Annotated in this window: 21 protein-coding genes and 1 tRNA gene; 8 read left to right on the top strand and 14 right to left on the bottom strand. The window is 42.8% G+C overall.

The window, feature by feature from the left end; all coding sequences use genetic code 11:
• Nucleotides 1–35: 35 nt before the first annotated feature.
• The 6 genes from ACQKC9_RS10395 to ACQKC9_RS10370 all read right to left on the bottom strand — a co-directional run bounded on the left by ACQKC9_RS10395 (nt 36) and on the right by ACQKC9_RS10370 (nt 5232).
• Nucleotides 36–794 carry a glutathione S-transferase family protein gene (locus ACQKC9_RS10395; RefSeq protein WP_427621713.1) on the bottom strand — a complete coding sequence of 253 codons (759 nt, stop codon included), beginning with the start codon at nt 792–794 and terminating at the stop codon, nt 36–38.
• Between the two features lie 198 nt (nt 795–992).
• Nucleotides 993–1850 (bottom strand): bile acid:sodium symporter family protein, encoded by an 858-nt coding sequence (locus tag ACQKC9_RS10390; protein ID WP_427621711.1) that lies wholly within the window; start codon nt 1848–1850, stop codon nt 993–995.
• 385 nt (nt 1851–2235) lie between these two features.
• Nucleotides 2236–2568, bottom strand: coding sequence for a TIGR01244 family sulfur transferase (locus tag ACQKC9_RS10385; protein WP_057761521.1), 333 nt, complete (start codon nt 2566–2568; stop codon nt 2236–2238).
• A 64-nt stretch (nt 2569–2632) separates the two neighbouring features.
• Nucleotides 2633–2959, bottom strand: a complete 327-nt coding sequence (locus ACQKC9_RS10380) for a beta-lactamase hydrolase domain-containing protein (protein ID WP_057761519.1) — start codon at nt 2957–2959, stop codon at nt 2633–2635.
• Between the two features lie 235 nt (nt 2960–3194).
• Nucleotides 3195–4898 carry a SulP family inorganic anion transporter gene (locus ACQKC9_RS10375; protein WP_427621710.1) on the bottom strand — a complete coding sequence of 568 codons (1704 nt, stop codon included), beginning with the start codon at nt 4896–4898 and terminating at the stop codon, nt 3195–3197.
• Between the two features lie 46 nt (nt 4899–4944).
• On the bottom strand, nt 4945–5232 hold the full coding sequence (locus ACQKC9_RS10370) for an ArsR/SmtB family transcription factor (RefSeq protein WP_057761516.1): 288 nt from the start codon (nt 5230–5232) through the stop codon (nt 4945–4947).
• A 378-nt stretch (nt 5233–5610) separates the two neighbouring features.
• Here ACQKC9_RS10370 and ACQKC9_RS10365 point away from each other — a divergent pair, with 378 nt between their 5' ends.
• The 3 genes from ACQKC9_RS10365 to trxC all read left to right on the top strand — a co-directional run bounded on the left by ACQKC9_RS10365 (nt 5611) and on the right by trxC (nt 7854).
• The gene (locus ACQKC9_RS10365; protein ID WP_201568721.1) at nt 5611–6483 is read left to right on the top strand and encodes an MBL fold metallo-hydrolase; all 873 of its coding nucleotides are present in this window, start codon (nt 5611–5613) and stop codon (nt 6481–6483) included.
• Nucleotides 6484–6640: 157 nt separating this feature from the next.
• Entirely contained in the window at nt 6641–7261 is a 621-nt protein-coding gene (locus tag ACQKC9_RS10360; protein ID WP_427621708.1) for a class I SAM-dependent methyltransferase, read from the top strand.
• Between the two features lie 155 nt (nt 7262–7416).
• Nucleotides 7417–7854, top strand: a complete 438-nt coding sequence (gene trxC / locus ACQKC9_RS10355; RefSeq protein WP_102091852.1) for a thioredoxin TrxC — start codon at nt 7417–7419, stop codon at nt 7852–7854.
• Between the two features lie 190 nt (nt 7855–8044).
• Here the strand turns inward: trxC and ACQKC9_RS10350 are convergent, their stop codons facing one another.
• The 4 genes from ACQKC9_RS10350 to ACQKC9_RS10335 all read right to left on the bottom strand — a co-directional run bounded on the left by ACQKC9_RS10350 (nt 8045) and on the right by ACQKC9_RS10335 (nt 10473).
• A complete protein-coding gene (locus ACQKC9_RS10350) occupies nt 8045–8440 on the bottom strand; it encodes a hypothetical protein (protein ID WP_102091853.1) in 396 nt (131 codons plus the stop codon).
• A 165-nt stretch (nt 8441–8605) separates the two neighbouring features.
• Nucleotides 8606–8965 carry a SirB2 family protein gene (locus tag ACQKC9_RS10345; protein WP_427621706.1) on the bottom strand — a complete coding sequence of 120 codons (360 nt, stop codon included), beginning with the start codon at nt 8963–8965 and terminating at the stop codon, nt 8606–8608.
• 74 nt (nt 8966–9039) lie between these two features.
• A complete protein-coding gene (locus ACQKC9_RS10340) occupies nt 9040–9360 on the bottom strand; it encodes a BolA family protein (RefSeq protein ID WP_290175894.1) in 321 nt (106 codons plus the stop codon).
• 300 nt (nt 9361–9660) lie between these two features.
• Nucleotides 9661–10473 (bottom strand): M48 family metallopeptidase, encoded by an 813-nt coding sequence (locus ACQKC9_RS10335; protein ID WP_057761502.1) that lies wholly within the window; start codon nt 10471–10473, stop codon nt 9661–9663.
• Between the two features lie 529 nt (nt 10474–11002).
• Here ACQKC9_RS10335 and ACQKC9_RS10330 point away from each other — a divergent pair.
• Together ACQKC9_RS10330 and ACQKC9_RS10325 are read left to right on the top strand one after the other, a co-directional pair.
• Nucleotides 11003–11077 (top strand) — tRNA-Gly (locus ACQKC9_RS10330).
• Between the two features lie 201 nt (nt 11078–11278).
• Complete coding sequence (locus tag ACQKC9_RS10325; protein ID WP_427621704.1) at nt 11279–12685, top strand: Na+/H+ antiporter NhaC family protein; 1407 nt, start codon at nt 11279–11281, stop codon at nt 12683–12685.
• A 34-nt stretch (nt 12686–12719) separates the two neighbouring features.
• Here ACQKC9_RS10325 and ACQKC9_RS10320 read toward each other — a convergent pair whose 3' ends face one another.
• Complete coding sequence (locus tag ACQKC9_RS10320) at nt 12720–13625, bottom strand: LysR family transcriptional regulator (protein ID WP_427621703.1); 906 nt, start codon at nt 13623–13625, stop codon at nt 12720–12722.
• Between the two features lie 137 nt (nt 13626–13762).
• Here ACQKC9_RS10320 and ACQKC9_RS10315 point away from each other — a divergent pair, with 137 nt between their 5' ends.
• The 3 genes from ACQKC9_RS10315 to ACQKC9_RS10305 all read left to right on the top strand — a co-directional run bounded on the left by ACQKC9_RS10315 (nt 13763) and on the right by ACQKC9_RS10305 (nt 15920).
• Complete coding sequence (locus tag ACQKC9_RS10315) at nt 13763–14143, top strand: DoxX family protein (RefSeq protein WP_427621701.1); 381 nt, start codon at nt 13763–13765, stop codon at nt 14141–14143.
• Nucleotides 14144–14489: 346 nt separating this feature from the next.
• Nucleotides 14490–15203, top strand: coding sequence for a pirin family protein (locus ACQKC9_RS10310; protein ID WP_427621699.1), 714 nt, complete (start codon nt 14490–14492; stop codon nt 15201–15203).
• Between the two features lie 105 nt (nt 15204–15308).
• Nucleotides 15309–15920, top strand: a complete 612-nt coding sequence (locus ACQKC9_RS10305) for a nitroreductase family protein (protein ID WP_427621698.1) — start codon at nt 15309–15311, stop codon at nt 15918–15920.
• 205 nt (nt 15921–16125) lie between these two features.
• Here ACQKC9_RS10305 and ACQKC9_RS10300 read toward each other — a convergent pair whose 3' ends face one another.
• The 3 genes from ACQKC9_RS10300 to nadR all read right to left on the bottom strand — a co-directional run bounded on the left by ACQKC9_RS10300 (nt 16126) and on the right by nadR (nt 18698).
• A complete protein-coding gene (locus ACQKC9_RS10300) occupies nt 16126–16560 on the bottom strand; it encodes a DUF962 domain-containing protein (protein ID WP_427621697.1) in 435 nt (144 codons plus the stop codon).
• A gap of 221 nt (nt 16561–16781) precedes the next feature.
• Entirely contained in the window at nt 16782–17513 is a 732-nt protein-coding gene (gene pnuC, locus ACQKC9_RS10295) for a nicotinamide riboside transporter PnuC (RefSeq protein WP_238052837.1), read from the bottom strand.
• Nucleotides 17514–17639: 126 nt separating this feature from the next.
• Complete coding sequence (nadR, locus tag ACQKC9_RS10290) at nt 17640–18698, bottom strand: multifunctional transcriptional regulator/nicotinamide-nucleotide adenylyltransferase/ribosylnicotinamide kinase NadR (RefSeq protein ID WP_427621696.1); 1059 nt, start codon at nt 18696–18698, stop codon at nt 17640–17642.
• Nucleotides 18699–18928: the final 230 nt, after the last annotated feature.

Here is an 18928-nt window from a genome sequence, read left to right as displayed (position 1 = left end):
TGAAGTGGTTTTTTTATGCAAGATATTATTTATGCCTAAAATGAATGGTTATTCGCCAATACGCCAACTATCGACATTATCTCGCCTGCTTCATCTTCTTCAATAATACGAGTTTCTATCAGTGCTGATTGTTGCCATGCCTGTATGTGTGGATGATTTAACATAGTTTGGCAATACTGCTTGGTAAGTGGCTGCAAAGTAATATCAGATGCATCAGCATAAGTCTGTAATCGCAGCACCACTGGAGCAAAAAACACATCAGCTGCTGTGAAATCTCCGAATAAGAAACTGTCTGCTGAGCGAGTTTTTAAACAATCGGCAAAAATGTCTTCGATACGAGCAATATCAGCCAAACAAGCATTACTTGGTTGTATCTTAGCCGTTGCTCGTATATTCATCGGCATCTCGTTACGAATACCTGTCAATCCCGAATGCATCTCAGCCACGATGCTTTGGCAGTAGGCGCTATTTATTCTACTTTGATTACTATTTCTTTTTTCAGCGTTAGATTTATCAACACCTGTCCAAATATCAATATCCGTAAAGTACTCATTGACATGCATAGCAATAGCTAAGGTGTCCCAAACGGTTATTTTATTATCTTTTTCGCCATAGACTAAAATAGGTACTTTACCTGTTGGCGAATGTGATTCGAGCGTTGGAAGTGCTGATGGATGAAACAACTCAACAAGCTGCTCATCAAAATCAACATTGAATGCTTTGAGCAACAGCCATGCTCGTAGCGACCAAGATGAGTAGTTTTTATTACCAATAATTAATAACGGTTTTTCCATCATAGAGTCCTATTAAGCGATAACAGTAGCATTTTATTATGTACTCAATATTGAGTATTGACCAGTCTATAAACCGAGCTATATTTCTATCATTTAGATCCTATTCCAAAAAAAGCGCCCCTCCAATGTTTGGAAGGGCGCTTATTTAGACGGGCAATTATTTAGAAGGGCGCTTTTTATTTCTCGTACTTACTACAATCAGTTCTTGTTTTTGATTAGGAAAATAACGGGCAGCGCAACGACATACATCAGCACACCGTACAAAGCAGCAGGCAGTGCTATAACTGGCAGTGTGCTCACACCCATGATGATGGGGGCTAAGGTAATAGCCGTCGTGCTATTTTGGATACTGGTTTCTATCGAGATGGTTTTGGTATCATACCAGCTGAGCTTTAGGACTCTAGAGATCGAGATGCTAATAGCGAATAAAATAGCAATGATAAAGATCAGCTCTAAACCAATTTGAGTGAATTGTGTTTGTAGTAGTTGCCAGTTAGAGGCAATAGCAGCAAAGACAATTAGTACAAAAAACACGCTAGCCAAGCCGTTAAGCAGACTGCTGCGACGTACCATAAAGTCCGTAAATTTGTGGCGAGCAAGCATACCAAGAGACACTGGCAATGTGGTCAATAAGAACATGACTAGGCCAATCTTTATCGCGCTAATAGAGTTCGCCTGATCTTTCATGAAATGATCAAAAGCCAACGTGATTAAGATAGGCAATGTAATGACCGATAGTATGCTGACTACACCGGTCAACGCGATAGAGAGCGCGACATTTCCTTTGGCATAGTAGGTCAGCATGTTGCTAGTGACGCCGCCGGGACAAAAACTAATCAGCATAATCCCAAAAGCGATCGCTGGTGGCGGAGCCGTTACTAACACGACTGCGAGCGCAACCAACGGTACCAACACAACTTGATTGATTAAGCCAACAAAGAACGCTTTTGGATATTTGGCAATGACCTTAAAATCACTCAGTTTTAGCCCTGCTCCTAGAGTGAACATAATGTAGGCAAGGGCTAGTGGCAGTAATGCTAGCGCGGTATTATTCATCAAACATTCCTTGTAAAACTAAAATGCCATATCAAGATGGCGTTTTGAAAGTAAATAGCAGCGGGGCAACCTTGTCACCATACAGCTGCTCACATTCCATGTGTTTTGGTATTTAATCGTCTAGCTATTGAGGTGTCTCAACCACTGCTAGCTCATGCATATCAAATGATAATAGCGGTATTACGCTCGCTTAGTAACCCACTTGTCGTGACTATCGAGGTTGGTCAAGGTTGTTGGAAGCTATCGGGAAATGATTAGGCAGTGACTAGGTAGTGAGCGGGCTGTTTGTAGTTAATGCAACTTTGAGCATAATGATAAGCGCAGTAAAAAGCCCACAAGATTCTGTGGGCTAAATACTTTAGTTGTTTAATCAGTTTGTACTGCTTTAGTCGTCTAGTAAGTCCATTTGCTTAGCGGCTTCATAGATACCGTTTGAGCGGTTACCTGTGCGGCAAAAAATCAGCATTGGCTGCTCAGCTTGATTAAAGAAATCTGCAAACGTTTCAACGTGAGTTTGATTCAGCTCATTACCTGCAAAAGAAATCTCTTTATAAGCAAGACCAGCTTCTTTGGCTGCTGCTTCGATTTCGGCACTGGTTGGCTGATTTGGCTCTTCACCATCAGGACGATTATTAATAATGGTCTTGAAACCATTTTCGGCAATCATAGGCACTTGGTCAGGCGTGATTTGTCCGGTAAAGCTAACTTCATGGCTCATAAGAGCTCCTTTTTTTTATTGGTGTTGTTGGGTTTATAAAACGTGTTGGTTCGAGCGACGGTTGTTATAACAGACCTTGCATCAATGCGCTTTGGTACAGTAGCTTGGCGCGTGCCCCAGTACCGCAAAACATTAATATAGGCTTGGGCATTGAGTGATAGAAATCGGCAAACTGCTCGACCGTCAGCATACTTAGACGCTCATCATCAAACGGTAGATGCTGATACGCTAGGTTTGCCTGTTCGGTAGCCGTTGCCAAATCGCAGCTATTAGGCTGTGTTTCAATCTCGGCATCTGGGCGAATATTAAGCACTGAGCGATAACCAAGCTCAGCAATCTTAACGCATTGGCTTGGGTATATTTGCTTATAAATCGTTAAATCATCGGTCATAAAATAGGTTCAGTTATATTTGTTAAAGTATATTTATTATTGAGGGTTGGCTAAGAATATCAAAAGACTATAAATCAGCATTTTTTAGGCCGATTTCTAGGTTAATTGATTCCCTATTTAGTGCGTCTAGCATAACACAGGCGCTATCGTAGCGATATTGTGTTGTAAGCGACAATAGTAATTGAGATTGAGTGAAACTAATGTAGCAGCGACTTTGTTATGAACAAAATATAGATTACTTTAACGCATCGACAGCATCTAAGGTACTCAGATAGACTTGCCCTGATAGCTCGCTAATCAATGGGGTGTGACCGATGATGTCCATCACAGGACCTTTGATAAAGCTAAAGTGTAAGCGCTTGTTTTGCAGCGCAAGCTCTTTATTTAAAGTACTAAGCATTTCTTGGGCGGTCAGATCTATGTGATTGACGGCGGCCATAATCAATATAATTTCATTGGCAGCGGGATATTGCTGCATGGCATTGAGGATGCGTCGATGTACAGATTCACTATTACCAAAGAACAAACTCTCATCGATACGCAACATCAATAAATTGTTAAAAGTTACGACGTCATGGCGATTGATATTACGAAAATGTCCTGTACCGCCCAGCTGACCAACAATGGCGACATGTGGCTTACTCGACTGCCAGATGAGACTGGCGAATGACACCATGAGACCAATGACAAGTCCCGTGTTTAGACCAAATATCAGAACACCGACGAACGCAGCCAAAAAGCTAGCACCATCTAAGCGATCGCGCTGCCATGCGGATTTTAAGGTCGCAATATCTATCAGGCCAATGATAGAGGCCATGATAGTTGCGCCCAGTAGCGCATAGGGCAGTGGGGCTAGCGCATTGCTAAAGGCTATTAGTGCGGCAATCATTACCAGTACGGTGACGAGACTGGCAAGTGGTGTCTTCGCGCCTGAGTCGGCATTGATAGCCGTACGCGAAAAGCCTCCTGCAACTGCAAAACTTTGGAACAGTCCACCAGACAGGTTGGCCAGACCCAGTCCAGTCAGTTCACGATTGGCATCAAAGCTCTCACCGCGCAAACGAGCATAGGTGCTGGCAACTGAACTGCTCGACACAAATATGATCAGTGCCATTAATCCTGCGGTTGGCAATAGCTTCAGCGCTTCTTGTAAGTCAGAGATATGCGGTAACGTAAAGCTCGGCAGACCTTGTGGAATACGACCGATGGTCGCGACACCATGCGTGCTCCAATGCAGTGCCATACTAAGTACGATAGCAATGCCAAGTAGAATAAGCGGAAATAAGCGCTCTGCCCATTTGGCATACGACGATGATAGCCACGTCTGCCATATCCACTCACTTGCATAGCGATTGGCAACCAATAGCGCAAATGCGGTAATACCGATAGCTAAGGTCAATGGATGCAGCTGGCTGGCATAGCGTTGCATGGTAGATAGATACCCAATCAAACTATTGCCAGTGACCGGAATGTCGGTCAGATATTTGAGCTGACTGACAAATATAAGGACCGCTGCACCGCTTACAAACCCTGCAGACACACCGCGACTGATAAACTGCATGATCCAGCCAAGTTTTAACCGTCCTGCAATCCACAGCAGTGCACCTACCATCAGTGCCAATAGGCTGGCCATCAGTGCATACTGTTCAGTGCCTTGCTCGGCATAAGGCAGTAAGCCACTGGCTGTCATGATAGCGGTAATGGCAACAGGTCCTACGGCTTGCACGTTGCTAGAGCCGAGCCAAGCATAAACGAGGACAGGTACGATCGCTGCATATAGGCCATAAACAGGCGGCAGTCCTGCAAGCACTGCGTAACCTAGGCTCTGCGGTATGACCAACACACCCACCACTATGCCTGCGACGAGATCAGTCGGCAATGCTGAGAGCTGGTATTGACGCAGCCAAGCTGGAATCAGATGAGCGACGATAGAGGACATATCAATCACCACAGTAGATAGTACAAATAATTAGGCGAGGGCAGCGTTATTCTGCTTTGGCACAAAAACGTTGATACAGCAAATCGAGTACAGCTAGCGCATCCTCGCTTGCGATACTATAGTAAATTTGCTTACCTTCGCGGCGTGTGGCGACCAGCTCGTCTTTACGCAATATACCCAATTGCTGCGATAAGCTCGGCTGTCCAACCCCGACCAAATCCTCCAGCTCACCGACGCAATATTCACCTTGGGTCAATTGACAGAGAAGAAGGAGGCGATCAGGGTGCGATAGCGACTTTAGTAGTTGGCTGGCTTGTAGCGATGCTTGCTGCATTTGCTTGGCAAGATCGGCAGGTACTAAATCTGCAGTATCAGATGACCCATCGTCAGTGGGACTGCGAGTAGGTGTACCTTCGGCTGAAATAGAAGTAGTCAGAACAAATTCCTTACATTAGATGGTAACAAATGTCATGATGTTTTGAACAATATATAGTTGATTATCAATGATATCACGCTACATAGCAAGTTATCATTAATTACATTATATAAATTGATAAATTGTATGGTGGTTGTTATATTGGTGGCATCAGATAAGTCGTAGGAACGCATTATATACGACTGAATATCATATTTAAGGGTTAATTAAAGATAAAAATCCCTATGATCAATATATGTATAAATAACTTATGTATAAATAATCAAAGAGGCCGCCATGCAAGTTCATTCTTTTTTAGATAGCGATACAGAAACCTATACCCACGTACTTGCTGATACTGAGCAAAAATTATGCGCCATTGTCGATCCTGTATTGAACTTCGATGCTAAATCAGGCCGAACCAATACTAGCAGTGTCGATGAAGTGATTGAGTTTGTACGTGAGCAAGATTGGACGCTTAAGTATATTATCGAGACCCATGCGCATGCAGATCATTTATCTGCCGCCATCCATGTAAAAGAAAGCCTTGGCGGACAGTTAGTCATCGGTCAGCATATCACCGAAGTACAAAAAATCTTTAAGCAAATTTTTAACTTTGACACCAGTTTCCGTACTGATGCCAGCCAGTTTGATATCTTGACAGACGAAGGCGAGACCTTAGAGCTTGGCAATATTACTATCACTGCGATGTATGTACCCGGTCATACGCGTGCCGATATGGCCTATCTAGCCGCTGATAATGAGAAAACAGTGGTATTCGTTGGGGATACGTTGTTTGCGCCTGATGTCGGTACAGCCCGCTGTGATTTCCCTGGCGGCGATGCCAAAACGCTTTATCAATCTATTCAGAAGCTGCTAGCACTTCCTGAAGATACCGTCATGTATCTGTGTCATGATTATCCGAGCAAAGGTCGTCAGCATTGCCCAACGACGACGGTAGCCGCGCAAAAACTAGAAAATATCCATGTCAAAGACAGTATAAACGAAGCGGAGTTTGTGCAGATGCGTGAGCGCCGTGATGCGACTTTAGATATGCCTCGTCTTATCATTCCTGCTGTACAAATCAATATCGATGCCGGACATTTCCCCGAGCCAGAAGACAATGGTACGCGCTATCTAAAAGTACCGATCAATGTCCTTGGTGGATAAGTTAAACAGTTTAATAGATGAAAATCATTACCCGATGCAGCTCTACGTAAGTATCGTATGATTGATATCTATAAGAATGCTAACCTGTAGACTGTCTGTTTTTAGATGTTATGTATGACCAACTCAAGCACTAAGTCGGCAATAACTGGAGAAAGCAATGAACCCTTACGAGCGCTATGTGTTGCCAAAGATGATAGATATTGCCTGTAGTACAGGTAATGTGATGAAAGCACGTTCCAAAATTGTTCCGCAAGCGCTTGGTAACGTGTTGGAGATTGGCATTGGTAGCGGTCTGAATTTACAGTTTTATGATCCTGACAACGTCTCTTCTATTATCGGTGTGGATCCAGCGGCTCAAATGCAGTCGCTGGCTCGTGAGCGTGCAGCTGGCATTGGCATTCCGGTTGAAGTGATAGCCGTCGATGTACAAGGTATCCATGCCGATACGGATCAATTTGATACGATTGTGATGACTTTTACCTTGTGTAGCATTGATGATCCAATAGCGGCGCTTCAAGAAATGGCGCGAGTGTTAAAACCTAACGGACGCTTATTATTTTGTGAGCATGGCGTAGCGCCAGATTCTTCAGTTGAGCGTTGGCAGCATCGATTGACACCTTTTTGGAAACCTATAGCAGGTGGGTGTCATTTAGATCGCGATATTCCGGCGCTTATTAGAGAAGGTGGGTTTGCTATTGATGAGTTGAGCGAAGCGTATTTGCCCGGTCCACGACCAATGAGCTATGTGTATAGCGGTGTGGCACAGCAAATCGCATAAAGGATAAGCCCAATTAACTATGCTAAAATTATTCATGTAATCAACGCAACGACGACTACAGCTATAACTACAGCAAGCAACGTAAATAGCCTTTAGATAAGAGCGTTCATGAACAGTATTTAAGACAATAAAATAATTAAAATAGGAATTAAAGAATGAGTGAGCAAAGTTTTCATCTAGTATGCCCACATTGCCAAGCAACCAACCGTGTGCCTGCTGCACGATTAAGCGCTGCGCCAAAATGCGGTAAATGTGGCCAGCCATTATTGACTGCCAGTCCGCATGAGCTAAATGCGCAAACAGCCAATAAGGTCATCCAAAAGAACGATGTGCTAACTATCGTGGATTTTTGGGCGAGCTGGTGTCAGCCTTGCATCATGATGGCGCCAGAATTTAAGAGCGCTGCTAGTCAATTACCGCAAGTAGTCTTTGCTAAGGTACAAACGGATAAATACGAGCAGGCAGCCGCGCCTTATAATATTCGCAGCTTGCCAACGATGGTTGCTTTTAGAAATGGTAAGGAAGTCGCTCGACAGTCGGGCGCATTACCAAGTCATCAAATCATCCAATGGGTGCAAAGCTTACAGTCGTAGTATTAGTCAGACTAGATTACTTCTTCTCCAAGCTATTTATCCAAATACTTATATTTTCTTATAAAAAACCGTAGCTATTATAAAAAAGCCAATACGCGATCTGCATATTGGCTTTTTTGCTGTGTCATGTACTATTTTACGGTGTCAGGCACTATCTTAATCATTTAGATAGCTTTGCATTTGCTTAAACTTACTCACCATAAATCTTAATGCCATTGGCAAAGCTACAACGCTGAATGCGCGCCGACTGGACAATTGCATCACGCTCACCATAGAGACGCGATAATTTCGCATCACGTGCTTTGGTATTGTTACTTTTGCCTAGACCAAAGCTGATATTCGGCGAGATACCCCAGCGTCCGGCAGAGACACCAACACCGACGCCTGATGCCGATAGGGTAGATTGCTCATTGCGAGCCGCTTCGACATAGCGGTTGACGCGAGTGTACTCTTGGCCAAGTGCTTGGCAATTATAATTTTGATAAGTACTTGGCGGTACATATTGCGGGGTGATGTTACCAGTAGAGGCACAGCCTGAGAGCGCAAAAATGCCAGCTAGTAGTGTCGCTGTCGTAAACGTTTTCATAATGGCTCCAGTGGCTAAGTGATTGTATTTATATCTATTTAAGATAGCAAAAATAGCGCAATTAAGATATTGAAAATCCATCGATGATGAAAAATTTTCGCATCATGTCATCAAAATATCGACAGCTTTCTAAAACGGTTGCTTATTAAAACAGAAAATCGCTTATTAAAATAAGTTTGCTGGTTTGGCAAAGGCAAGTATTACGATCCCGATATAGGCAACGGCAGCGATAAGAATACCTGTTTTTCTTTGTACAGGTGTCGCATCAACCTTAAATGCTTTAATGCTTGAGCTAATAGCCGCGATAAGTAAAATGATTTTGGCAAACACCCACTGGACAGGAGCGTTGACACCCATCAGTTGCATTAGCATCATTGCACCTGACAGGATAAGCAGGGCATAGATAATATGCGTGGCTATTTTGACTGCTCGTGGTGCGCGGCGGTCTGCGCTGAGTACTAAGTAGCTTTGATATAAAAATAGCACAACAGTCAGCGCTGCCATCAGCATATGTAGATGTTTCATTGAATATTGCTCCCTCTAAAACTGCAGTATATAGGCTAATTTAAAATATGTAGTTGCGATTCAAACATAATCGGCTATTTGTTTTGACCAGCACATAATGGACTCGCAGGGCTTTGACCTTGCCATTCTGTCGGAGTATAGGCATGGATAGCGAGGGCATGTACTTGGCCGCCTTGCGAGGTGAGTAAAGGCGTGACTAAGCCGTATATAAGCTGATGACGCCCGACCAGTCGTTTACCTTCAAATGCATCGCTAACGATAGTGAGTTTAAAGTGGCTTTCTTTACCTTCAAAGTAACCGGCATGCGACATCGACTCATTGAGCAGTTCGATGTGCTGCGGCGCAAGCGCTTGTAATTCGGCATGAAGTGCGTCGGCAGTAGGTGTGGTACTCATAACAATCCTTCAATGTATTTTGCGCAATTTGATTGGGCAATCTTCAAATAATATTTATCGGCATTATAACAGACACTATAAGCGGGATAGCGTGCGATTGCCAAATCGAACAATTGCAAACCCTGCCGATTACAGTGCTTATCAACTACAGTGCTTATCAACTGCAATGCTTGTCAATTATAAAACCTGCAATGTCTGGCTATAACTAAAAAAGCAAAGCACAACGCTTTGGCTGTACTTTGCTTCTATGATATCTAAACACGCGCTGCTAAAGCGTAAAGGTAGTTAATTAGCTACTTATTAGCGGCGCGACTGTTGATATAGAGGCGTAACTTTTGGCATCAATGACTGTAACTCTGCGATACGGCTGCTGCTCGTTGGGTGAGTGCTGAGGAATTGTGGTGGCTCACCTTGGCTTGCTTTTTGCATTTTTTGCCACAGGGTAACAGCCGCCTGAGGGTTATAACCTGCGCGTGCCATCAGCTCGAGACCGATCTGATCGGCTTCGCTTTCTTGAGTGCGACTGTGGGGTAGGCTCAAGCCTAAATTACCAGCAGTACCAGCTAGCTCAGCCTGTCCTTGTGATAAGCCAAATATACTGGCAGCCAGACCGATACCAGTTTGAGTCGCATACTCGCGTGACAGACGCTCGCGTGAATGCTCACGTAGTGCATGAGATATTTCATGACCCATGATGGCAGCAATCTCATCATCAGTGAGGTTCAGACGATCGATGATGCCTGAATAAAACATAATCTTACCACCCGGCACCACAAATGCATTTAGATCGTTAGACTTGATGGTGTGTACTTCCCATTGCCATTTGGCTGCATCTGCGCGGTAGACACCAACTTGACCGACTAGACGGTTGGCAATATTTTTTAAGCGGTTTAGCTGAGCAGTATTGGTATCTAGCACACCTTTTGATTTTGCGTCTTGTATTGTTTTGGCATAGCTTTGAGCAGATAGCGCCAATACTTGCTCACTAGACACTAATAGCAACTGCTGACGATCAACACCAACTGCGCCAGAATTGGTAGTGCTGGTACAACCAGTTAAGGTCAGTGCTGACAATGAAGCGGCCATCACTGTCGTGGTTAATAACTTCTTCATAAAATATCCTCTCTATAAGATGGAAAAACGTAAAGTCAAACAAGTTAAAAAATAGTGCAGCAGATGTGGGAGCCGTGTTTATTGATCTTTTAGTAGTGCTTATTCATCCGCTTAAACAGTAAAAGTTTACCTTAACTGCCATTAGACATAAGTATAATAATGTTAACCACCTAAAACCAAGATAGGAAAAGTAACAATAAAGCGTATGATTGTAAGTGCGATATCTTTTTATTAGAGTGCAAATAGTGAGTTTTTACTTTATCGATTGTCTTATGACCGTTATAAAGCTAAAGGAAGTAAAGCCCAGACTTAAGGTTCTATAATTAATGTGAAATATTTTTTATATTATCAAAATTAATTCCTGTTTTTAAATCAATTGCTTATGTTGATTTATCCGATAAAAAGGGCATTTAGCTAAAAATATTAGAAATAAATTCTAAAAAAGGTGTTGACACCCACAGAATATTTGCTAAAATAGCCAGCCTATCGAGACGGAGTAGTTGTTAACAACGCTACGGATTGATACTAAGCGGGAATAGCTCAGTGGTAGAGCATAACCTTGCCAAGGTTGGGGTCGAGAGTTCGAATCTCTTTTCCCGCTCCAAATATGGCTTGAAAAAGCGCAAAAAGCCTCACTTCACAGTGAGGCTTTTTTTTATGTGTAAAATCTGTCCTAAGTCAGCTAATAGCAAAAACTAAAGCTAACTATAAGCAAGACAGAGTCTAGCCATAATAAATACTGAAGAATTGACGCATAACTTAAATATTTGAGCAAATTAAACCTATAGCAACATAAGGGCATCCAATGCCACCAAAACCCCTCACATTAATCAGTGCCAAGCTCGCCTTTATCATATCCGCCATCGTTATCGGTATCATGGGCATCACCATGATCGGCTTTGGCTGGGTACCGCACTTGTCTCTTATATTGGCCATCTGTGTACTACTGGCTATTGGTATGTACAAAGGACTCAGCTTTGATGACATGCAAGCACAAATGGCCTCAGGTGTTATGCGTGGTATCGGTGCTATCTACCTGTTCTTCTTTATTGGTCTGATGGTTGCGGCTCTGATGATGTCAGGTGCTATACCTACGCTCATGTATGTAGGCTTTCAGCTGATCTCACCTGAATACTATTATATTTCTGCCTTTATCTTAACCTCTATTATCGGTATTGCACTGGGTAGTAGTTTGACGACTGCAGCGACTTTGGGCGTAGCCTTTATTGGCATGAGTAATGCGTTTGATGCCAATGTGGCGATAGCGGCTGGGGCAGTGGTATCAGGGGCATTCTTTGGTGATAAGATGTCACCATTGTCTGATACTTGTACGATTGCGTCATCCGTCGTGGGTATTGATCTGTTTGAGCACATTCGTAATATGATGTATACGACAGTCCCTGCATGGATATTGACGGTGATATTGTTTTGGATGTTCTCAGGACAAACGACCAGTGCTGATCTGAGTCAAGTGACTATATTGCAAGGTCAGCTGATAGACAGTGGTCTGGTACATGGATATTCGGTACTGCCATTTGTGATATTGGTAGGGTTAGCGCTGTTTCGGGTCAATGCGATTTATACGATTATCTGTACGATTGCCGCGGCACTTATTATTACTTATGTACATAGCTCACCAAGCTTTGGTCAATTAGGTGGTTACTTGTTTGCAGGCTATGCTCCTGCTGAGTCATTAGAGCTAGGGGAAGTAGGTGGTATGCTGTCGCGTGGCGGTGTACAGAGTATGTTCTTTACTCAGGCGATTGTGATACTGGCATTAAGCTTAGGTGGTCTATTAACGGCATTAGGGATTCTGCCAGCACTACTATCTGGTATTAAAGACACATTGACGACTTCAGGGCGAGCGATATTTGCGGCAGCGATGTCGGCACTAAGCATTAACGTGCTGATCGGTGAGCAGTATTTGAGTATTCTATTGTCTGGTACGGCGTTTCGGTCAACGTTTGAGCGCTTACACTTACATCCTAAGAATTTGTCTCGGACGATTGAGGATGCAGGAACGGTGATTAATCCATTGGTGCCTTGGAGTGTGTGCGGGGTGTTTATCAGTCAGGCGCTAGGGGTGCCAGTATTAGATTATCTGCCTTATGCGTTCTTCTGTTATTTGTCGTTACTGCTGACACTGCTATTTGGATTTACGGGGCTGACGATTAGTCGGGTTAAAGAGGGGACGGCGACCCAAAATCAATAGCAATTGATATCGTTAGGGATAATAAGAGTGTTGACTAATATTGATCCCAGTACGGATTGTCACCGAATTGCTCGGCAATAAAATCAATCAAGTAACGACAACGCTGCGACAAAAAACGATTTTTTGGATAAACAGCATAAGCGGTTAGGGTTGGCAATTGATAGTGTTGGAAGACAGGTACAAGCTCGCCAAGTGCCAGTTGTTTATAAGCTATAAAGGTTGGCACAAAGGTAATGCCATGACCTTTGACTGCCAAATCTACTAAGAACTCACCATTGGTGGCTTTGATTTTGGCATCTATCATACGATGATGACTTCTGCCTTCAGTATCCACCAAGTTTATACTATTGGTTTGACCGAGACTGTATTGCAAAAGCGCATGGTTGTCTAAATCGTCTAGCGTCTCAGGCATGCCCATTCTTGCCAAATAATCGGGACTGGCGCAAATCACACAACGAATCAATGCCAACTTTTTCGCTTGATAGCTAGAATCTTGTAGCTCGCCGATTCGAATGGCCAACTCATAGCCTTCTTCAATCAAATCGATACGTCGGTCAGAAAAATCCAGATCGAATCTCAGATTGGGATGTTTATTGGCGTATTTATCAATCACATCGTTCAAATGCATGAGTCCAAAGGACAACGGCGCTGTCATTTTTAGCGTACCTTCAATACGCATAGGAGCGTCAGTAGTATGCTCATTGATAGCGTCAACTGCACGCAAGATATTGTTCACTTGCTGATAATATTGCTCACCAGCTTGCGTCAATTTAGATTGGCGGGTAGTACGGCTGATTAATTGACTGCCTAAACGCTCTTCCAACTCTTTAAGTCGGCGACTGACGGCTGATTTTGCAATATTTAACTGCTCAGCAGCTTTGGTAATACTACCTGCCTCAACAATGCGTACAAACATCGCCATGTCTTCTAATTGACCCATTATCGATGCCTCATGATTGTTCTTACACCAAGAACTTATATTTGTGATTATTGCTGTTTGTCCCATGCTAGTCAACGCCTATAATCGCGCTATTCTCTACTTAGAGACATGATTAAACACACTTTTGGAGCATTATTATGGACAAGTTACAGCAATTTAGCGCACCGCTCGGTCGTCTATTATTGTCAATCATTTTCATCTTTGCAGGCATTGGTAAAATCACAGATTATGCGACTACTCAAGGCTATATGGAGTCAGTAGGTGTGCCTGGTATGTTATTACCATTGGTAATCGCGTTTGAGGTACTAGGTGGTATCGCTATCTTGCTAGGTTATAAAGCTCGCCCAATCGCTTTCTTGTTTACTGGGTTTAGCATCGTGTCAGCTATTCTTTTTCATCAGTTCTGGGTTGATGAGTCACAGATGATCTCATTTATGAAAAATATTTCGATCGCAGGTGGGTTTTTGATGATTTTTGCTCATGGTGCGGGTGCTTACTCAATAGACAATAAGCGATAAACAATCAATAGCTGAGTTACCTCTTATACGCTTACGAAGAACAATCATAAAGGGGTAGTTTCAAATAAAGAGCGTCATGAACATTTTCACAGAAAATTTCAACAGCAGACAGTTTTTTATATAAGCATAACTTAAAGTAATTTATATAAAGTTAGCTGTGCTAATATATGTAAAAAATCTGTAGTACATTAGAACTGCTCTAATTGTTCTAAAAAACAGAATAGTTAATTGCATTTAGTGTTGTTTATCTATGTAGAATTAATAATTATAATAAGCCCATTGTTTAAATAGATTAATCGATAATAAGTATATAGAGGATTAATCTGTTGATAGCTAAGGACGAATTATGAAAACAATCTATCATGCAGCAGACTCACGTGGCGATGCCAATCATGGCTGGCTTAAAAGCAGACATACCTTTAGCTTTGCCAATTATCATAATCCTGAGCGTGTGGGGTTTGGTGCCTTACGCGTTATTAATGATGACTTTGTCATTGGCGGTCAAGGGTTTGGCAATCACTCGCACCGTAACATGGAGATTATCAGTATTCCTCTATCCGGCAAGCTCGCTCACGGCGATAGTATCGGCAACGAGGGCGTCATAGAAACTGGTGAAATTCAAGTGATGTCAGCGGGTACAGGCATTACCCATAGTGAAATGAACGGTGACGATGCAGAGGCTGTGAGGTTTTTGCAGATTTGGGTGATACCAAACAAAATGGATGTCGCACCGCGTTATCAGCAAGTGCATATGGGCGACATCATGCGACCTAACGAGTTTAGCCAAGTGCTATCACCTAATGCCGATGATGCAGGGGTTTGGATTCATCAAGATGCTTGGTTTAGCATGGGTAGTTTTGACGAAGGTATATCGCAAACTTATCAGTTAAATGATTCTAACAACGGTGTCTACGTATTTGTCATCAGCGGTGAAGTCGTAATAAATGGCCAAATCCTGTCTACTCGTGACGGCTTTTGCATTTGGGATATTCAGAGCTTTACGATGGACGCAACAGTAGCTAGCCGTGTACTAGTGATGGAAGTACCACTATTTATGTAGTCAAGAGCAAAGCACTTCATCAATTAGAGTGTTCATACCAACAATCACTCATATTAAAAATTATTTTTATTAACAATTATTTTACTAACAACATGGAGAAACACTATGTCAGATTTAACAACACTACAGCAGCTAGCAGAGAAACGTCGTTCTATCTATGCGCTAAGCAACCAACTGCCAGTAGCTAACGACGAAATCGTAAAAATAGTTGAACATGCTATTTTGCACACGCCATCGTCGTTTAACTCGCAATCGACACGTATCGTTGTATTGTTCGGCGATGACCATCGTAAATTGTGGGACATGACCGAAGATACGTTACGTGAAATCGTTGGTGATGAAGAGAAGTTCAAATCGACCAAAGAGCGTGTCAATGGTTTCCGTAATGGTGCTGGTACTGTATTGTTTTTTGAAGATCAAGCAGTCGTTAGAGGTATGCAAGAAGCCGCACCACTATATGCTGACAACTTCCCAATCTGGGCAAGTCAAACCAGCGCCATGCATCAGTATGTTATCTGGACGGCACTAGCCAGTATCGATGTTGGCGCAAACTTACAGCACTACAATCCAGTAATCGATCAAAAAGTAGCTAATGCTTGGGATATCGACAAAGACTGGACACTAAATGCACAATTGGTATTTGGAACGATTGAGCAGCCAGCGGGCGAAAAAGCATTTAAGCCAGTCGAAGAGCGTATGAAAGTTTTTGGTGCGTAAGATAGGGTAGTCTATTTTATATAACCCTAAAATTTTAATAGTCTCAAAATCTTAATAGTCCCAAAAGCTTACGTAAAACAAAAAGCGCCACTCAGTAATTGCTAGGTGGCGTTTTTTTATTGGTAATATTCTAGTGTTGAGGGTCAAGATTGTAGATTTTATCAAATAGCTTACAGCTAAGATCCATTCTTACAGAGTCCAACGACTATTTACGCTGCATCAAACTATTAGCCACCCATGCTGGACCGATTAACAAAAACTGTAAATCTTTAAAGAAAGAAGGTTTTTTGCCTTCGATTTTATGACCGATGAATTGTCCAATCCATGCAACGACAAATACCGCTGCCCATGCTCTAAAACCCCATGGCATCGCTGCCATCACTGATAGACAGATAAGAATAAACATACCCATCGCTAAAAACAGTGGCGTAGACAGGCGTACATAAAACAATAATACCAATGCGCTTAGTACCAAGGTAAACCACACAGATAGTGACATGCCCATACCTAACAGACTGACAAAGATTGTCGGCACACATAGCCAATGGATTTTTTTATTGACCAAGTTTTGATGACTGACAGAATACTCACTAAGCCATTGCTCTAGCGTACGTTTGGACATTTTTGGTTGACGAGACATACTAACCTCCCTGTTAGTAAATAAGATAAGTAACTCATACTAGCTAATGGACTCGCTACTGATCTCAGTATAAGAACGATTGTTAACATCAGTTGTAGCACTAATTGCGCCTGTCTACCATGTTATCTGATAGACGGCACAGTCAAGTTCACTCGTACTATTGATACTATATCAGCAAGGGTTTATTCAAACTCCCAGGGGGTTTTTCTATAAGAGACGCATTATCCCTGCTCGCTGCGATGCCATTCATACAGGCCGATAAAGGCGTTTACTTGATACACCATAGTCTGAATAGCAAAGATATAGTTACCAGACATCAGATTCACAATGAGCCAGACGAAGTTGACGATAATCCACAACCACCAGTTAAATGAATAACGCAGAATCATAGCTGCCTGAGCGGTAATAGAAAGCACAAAGGCAATCACATTAATCCAAAAGAAAGAGATAAATCCCAAAAACAGACTACTATCATCCTGTACGACCGCATAGCCGTAGCTCGCTAATAAGTCATTTACCGTAGGGAACAGTGCAAGTCCAACGATGATGAAGGCAGCGGTAATCAACCAAACAGCTTTACTTGCTGATTTAGGTATCATGTCGCCATCAGGATCGGTGTGCTTCGACCAATAAAAGATACCGTAAACATGGGTAAAAAAGTTAAATAGTGGAGCAAGCATCAAACCAACTGCGCCAGACGTTGCCTGCACAATGACTTCGCCAGCCGTTGCCCCCATACCAAAGCCATTGCCCATGACGTTTTTGCGGAATGATAGCGAGACCACGCAAACCAAACCAATGAACGAGACCGCTAAATAAAACCAATCAAGCGTGGTATGGTCTGTCGTGAGCCAAAAACCTGCGGACAAAGCAATAACACCGCAAATAAACCAAATGATAATCCATTGCATCGCCCATTTTCCGGTGATGTTGTCCAATAGCTGAATACGCATCGCTTTTCCCCTCAAGTAAATACTGATATCAATATAGTGCTAACTACCATGTGCTAGTTGAATAACGTGTGCTAGTTGAATAACATATGCTAGTGAATAAATTATTATAAATATGCTCAGTACAGTTTATGATTTTTTGCCATAGATATATTGATTAATCAATAGTAGTGCTTGCTGATAGCGAGCATCATAGTCAGGCTGATCAATCATATGCGGTGCAATATCGTGACGCGCAAAAATATCTATCAAACGCTGCTCAAAGCGTCCACGCGCTTCAGGCGTACCCAAAGATCGCATACCATCATCAACCCATGGCGTATTGTTATCTAACATAATGGTGTGGTCTAAACGAAATTCATCGATACAAGCAGCCACAAAGGGATGTGTTCGACCCTCATACTCTTCACAAAATGCTTGCGTAGTGACAAAGTCAGTATCAACGATGGTGATAGGGGCCGTTGCATTGGCTTTAGCTTCTCGGATTGCCTCAGCATGGTCGAGACAAATAGGGCCATAATCACTGTACTGTAATCCAACCTCGCTACCACCCAAATCTGTACCAACATACAGACGCCCCATTTCTAGGGCAAAGCTGGCACCATAATAATTGGCAAGCTTATGGACTAGCGTTGTTTTACCTGAGCTTTCACCGCCGACGATAGCGACAGTCTTGGTATAGTCGGCGCGGGCTTGCGGATGAAGTGCTGACCAATGGGCAACGGGATCACGCGCAATCGCATAAGAGTCAAATTCCGGCTGTAGCGGCGTAGTAACGACTGGCAAAAGCAGCTGCTCTTGTATGTCATTGCGAGTGAGCGGATGGTTTTCCGCCATAAACAATACAGTCTCTGTTGATAGTGATAAGGCGTCCATCAAACGTTGCAATTTGGCATTGCTAGCAGCGACATCGATACTGGCATCATTACTGGCGCTATACAGATGTTCGTGCAGCGGTAGCTCTATCTCATGAGTAGTATGAATATGAATAAATGGCAAGTCGGCACAGGCCATCTGTAGCCAACGCGCTTTGTCTTGTAGGGTAATGGTAAAATCAGGATGCGGCGATGGATGCGCCATAATGACGATATGCAAGGTCTTGGCTTGTCCTGCTGCATCCAATATGCTGCGCATCTGCCCTAAATGCAGCGGCTCGAAATGTCCAATCATCAATCCAGTGTCGTACATAGTTATCCTTATTATTTTTTATTCTAATCTTAGTGTTCTATCTCTATTCCAAAAAATACGGTCAATGCTGTCTAAGTTAGATAATCCAAACTAGACATCTATCAAGATCCAAATCAGAAATCTATTAAGAATCGTAATACCAACCACGTTCTTTACTTCTACTATTTTTCATAAAGGTATTCTTATCTAATAGTTGAGCACTGTCCTAGCTTTCATCATAGAATATCTGA

This window comes from Psychrobacter sp. NPDC078409, from assembly GCF_050268505.1.
In the GTDB taxonomy this organism is placed as follows: Bacteria; Pseudomonadota; Gammaproteobacteria; order Pseudomonadales; family Moraxellaceae; genus Psychrobacter.
This window is presented reverse-complemented; position numbering and strand designations above follow the sequence as displayed.

What these genes read in the sequence shown, in the direction of transcription:
- ACQKC9_RS10395 (WP_427621713.1), bottom strand. Translation starts at nt 794, where the DNA reads ATGGAAAAACCGTTATTAATTATTGGTAATAAAAACTACTCATCTTGG.
- ACQKC9_RS10390 (WP_427621711.1), bottom strand. Translation starts at nt 1,850, where the DNA reads ATGAATAATACCGCGCTAGCATTACTGCCACTAGCCCTTGCCTACATT.
- ACQKC9_RS10385 (WP_057761521.1), bottom strand. Translation starts at nt 2,568, where the DNA reads ATGAGCCATGAAGTTAGCTTTACCGGACAAATCACGCCTGACCAAGTG.
- ACQKC9_RS10380 (WP_057761519.1), bottom strand. Translation starts at nt 2,959, where the DNA reads ATGACCGATGATTTAACGATTTATAAGCAAATATACCCAAGCCAATGC.
- ACQKC9_RS10375 (WP_427621710.1), bottom strand. Translation starts at nt 4,898, where the DNA reads ATGTCCTCTATCGTCGCTCATCTGATTCCAGCTTGGCTGCGTCAATAC.
- ACQKC9_RS10370 (WP_057761516.1), bottom strand. Translation starts at nt 5,232, where the DNA reads ATGCAGCAAGCATCGCTACAAGCCAGCCAACTACTAAAGTCGCTATCG.
- ACQKC9_RS10365 (WP_201568721.1), top strand. Translation starts at nt 5,611, where the DNA reads ATGCAAGTTCATTCTTTTTTAGATAGCGATACAGAAACCTATACCCAC.
- ACQKC9_RS10360 (WP_427621708.1), top strand. Translation starts at nt 6,641, where the DNA reads ATGAACCCTTACGAGCGCTATGTGTTGCCAAAGATGATAGATATTGCC.
- trxC (WP_102091852.1), top strand. Translation starts at nt 7,417, where the DNA reads ATGAGTGAGCAAAGTTTTCATCTAGTATGCCCACATTGCCAAGCAACC.
- ACQKC9_RS10350 (WP_102091853.1), bottom strand. Translation starts at nt 8,440, where the DNA reads ATGAAAACGTTTACGACAGCGACACTACTAGCTGGCATTTTTGCGCTC.
- ACQKC9_RS10345 (WP_427621706.1), bottom strand. Translation starts at nt 8,965, where the DNA reads ATGAAACATCTACATATGCTGATGGCAGCGCTGACTGTTGTGCTATTT.
- ACQKC9_RS10340 (WP_290175894.1), bottom strand. Translation starts at nt 9,360, where the DNA reads ATGAGTACCACACCTACTGCCGACGCACTTCATGCCGAATTACAAGCG.
- ACQKC9_RS10335 (WP_057761502.1), bottom strand. Translation starts at nt 10,473, where the DNA reads ATGAAGAAGTTATTAACCACGACAGTGATGGCCGCTTCATTGTCAGCA.
- ACQKC9_RS10325 (WP_427621704.1), top strand. Translation starts at nt 11,279, where the DNA reads ATGCCACCAAAACCCCTCACATTAATCAGTGCCAAGCTCGCCTTTATC.
- ACQKC9_RS10320 (WP_427621703.1), bottom strand. Translation starts at nt 13,625, where the DNA reads ATGGGTCAATTAGAAGACATGGCGATGTTTGTACGCATTGTTGAGGCA.
- ACQKC9_RS10315 (WP_427621701.1), top strand. Translation starts at nt 13,763, where the DNA reads ATGGACAAGTTACAGCAATTTAGCGCACCGCTCGGTCGTCTATTATTG.
- ACQKC9_RS10310 (WP_427621699.1), top strand. Translation starts at nt 14,490, where the DNA reads ATGAAAACAATCTATCATGCAGCAGACTCACGTGGCGATGCCAATCAT.
- ACQKC9_RS10305 (WP_427621698.1), top strand. Translation starts at nt 15,309, where the DNA reads ATGTCAGATTTAACAACACTACAGCAGCTAGCAGAGAAACGTCGTTCT.
- ACQKC9_RS10300 (WP_427621697.1), bottom strand. Translation starts at nt 16,560, where the DNA reads ATGTCTCGTCAACCAAAAATGTCCAAACGTACGCTAGAGCAATGGCTT.
- pnuC (WP_238052837.1), bottom strand. Translation starts at nt 17,513, where the DNA reads ATGCGTATTCAGCTATTGGACAACATCACCGGAAAATGGGCGATGCAA.
- nadR (WP_427621696.1), bottom strand. Translation starts at nt 18,698, where the DNA reads ATGTACGACACTGGATTGATGATTGGACATTTCGAGCCGCTGCATTTA.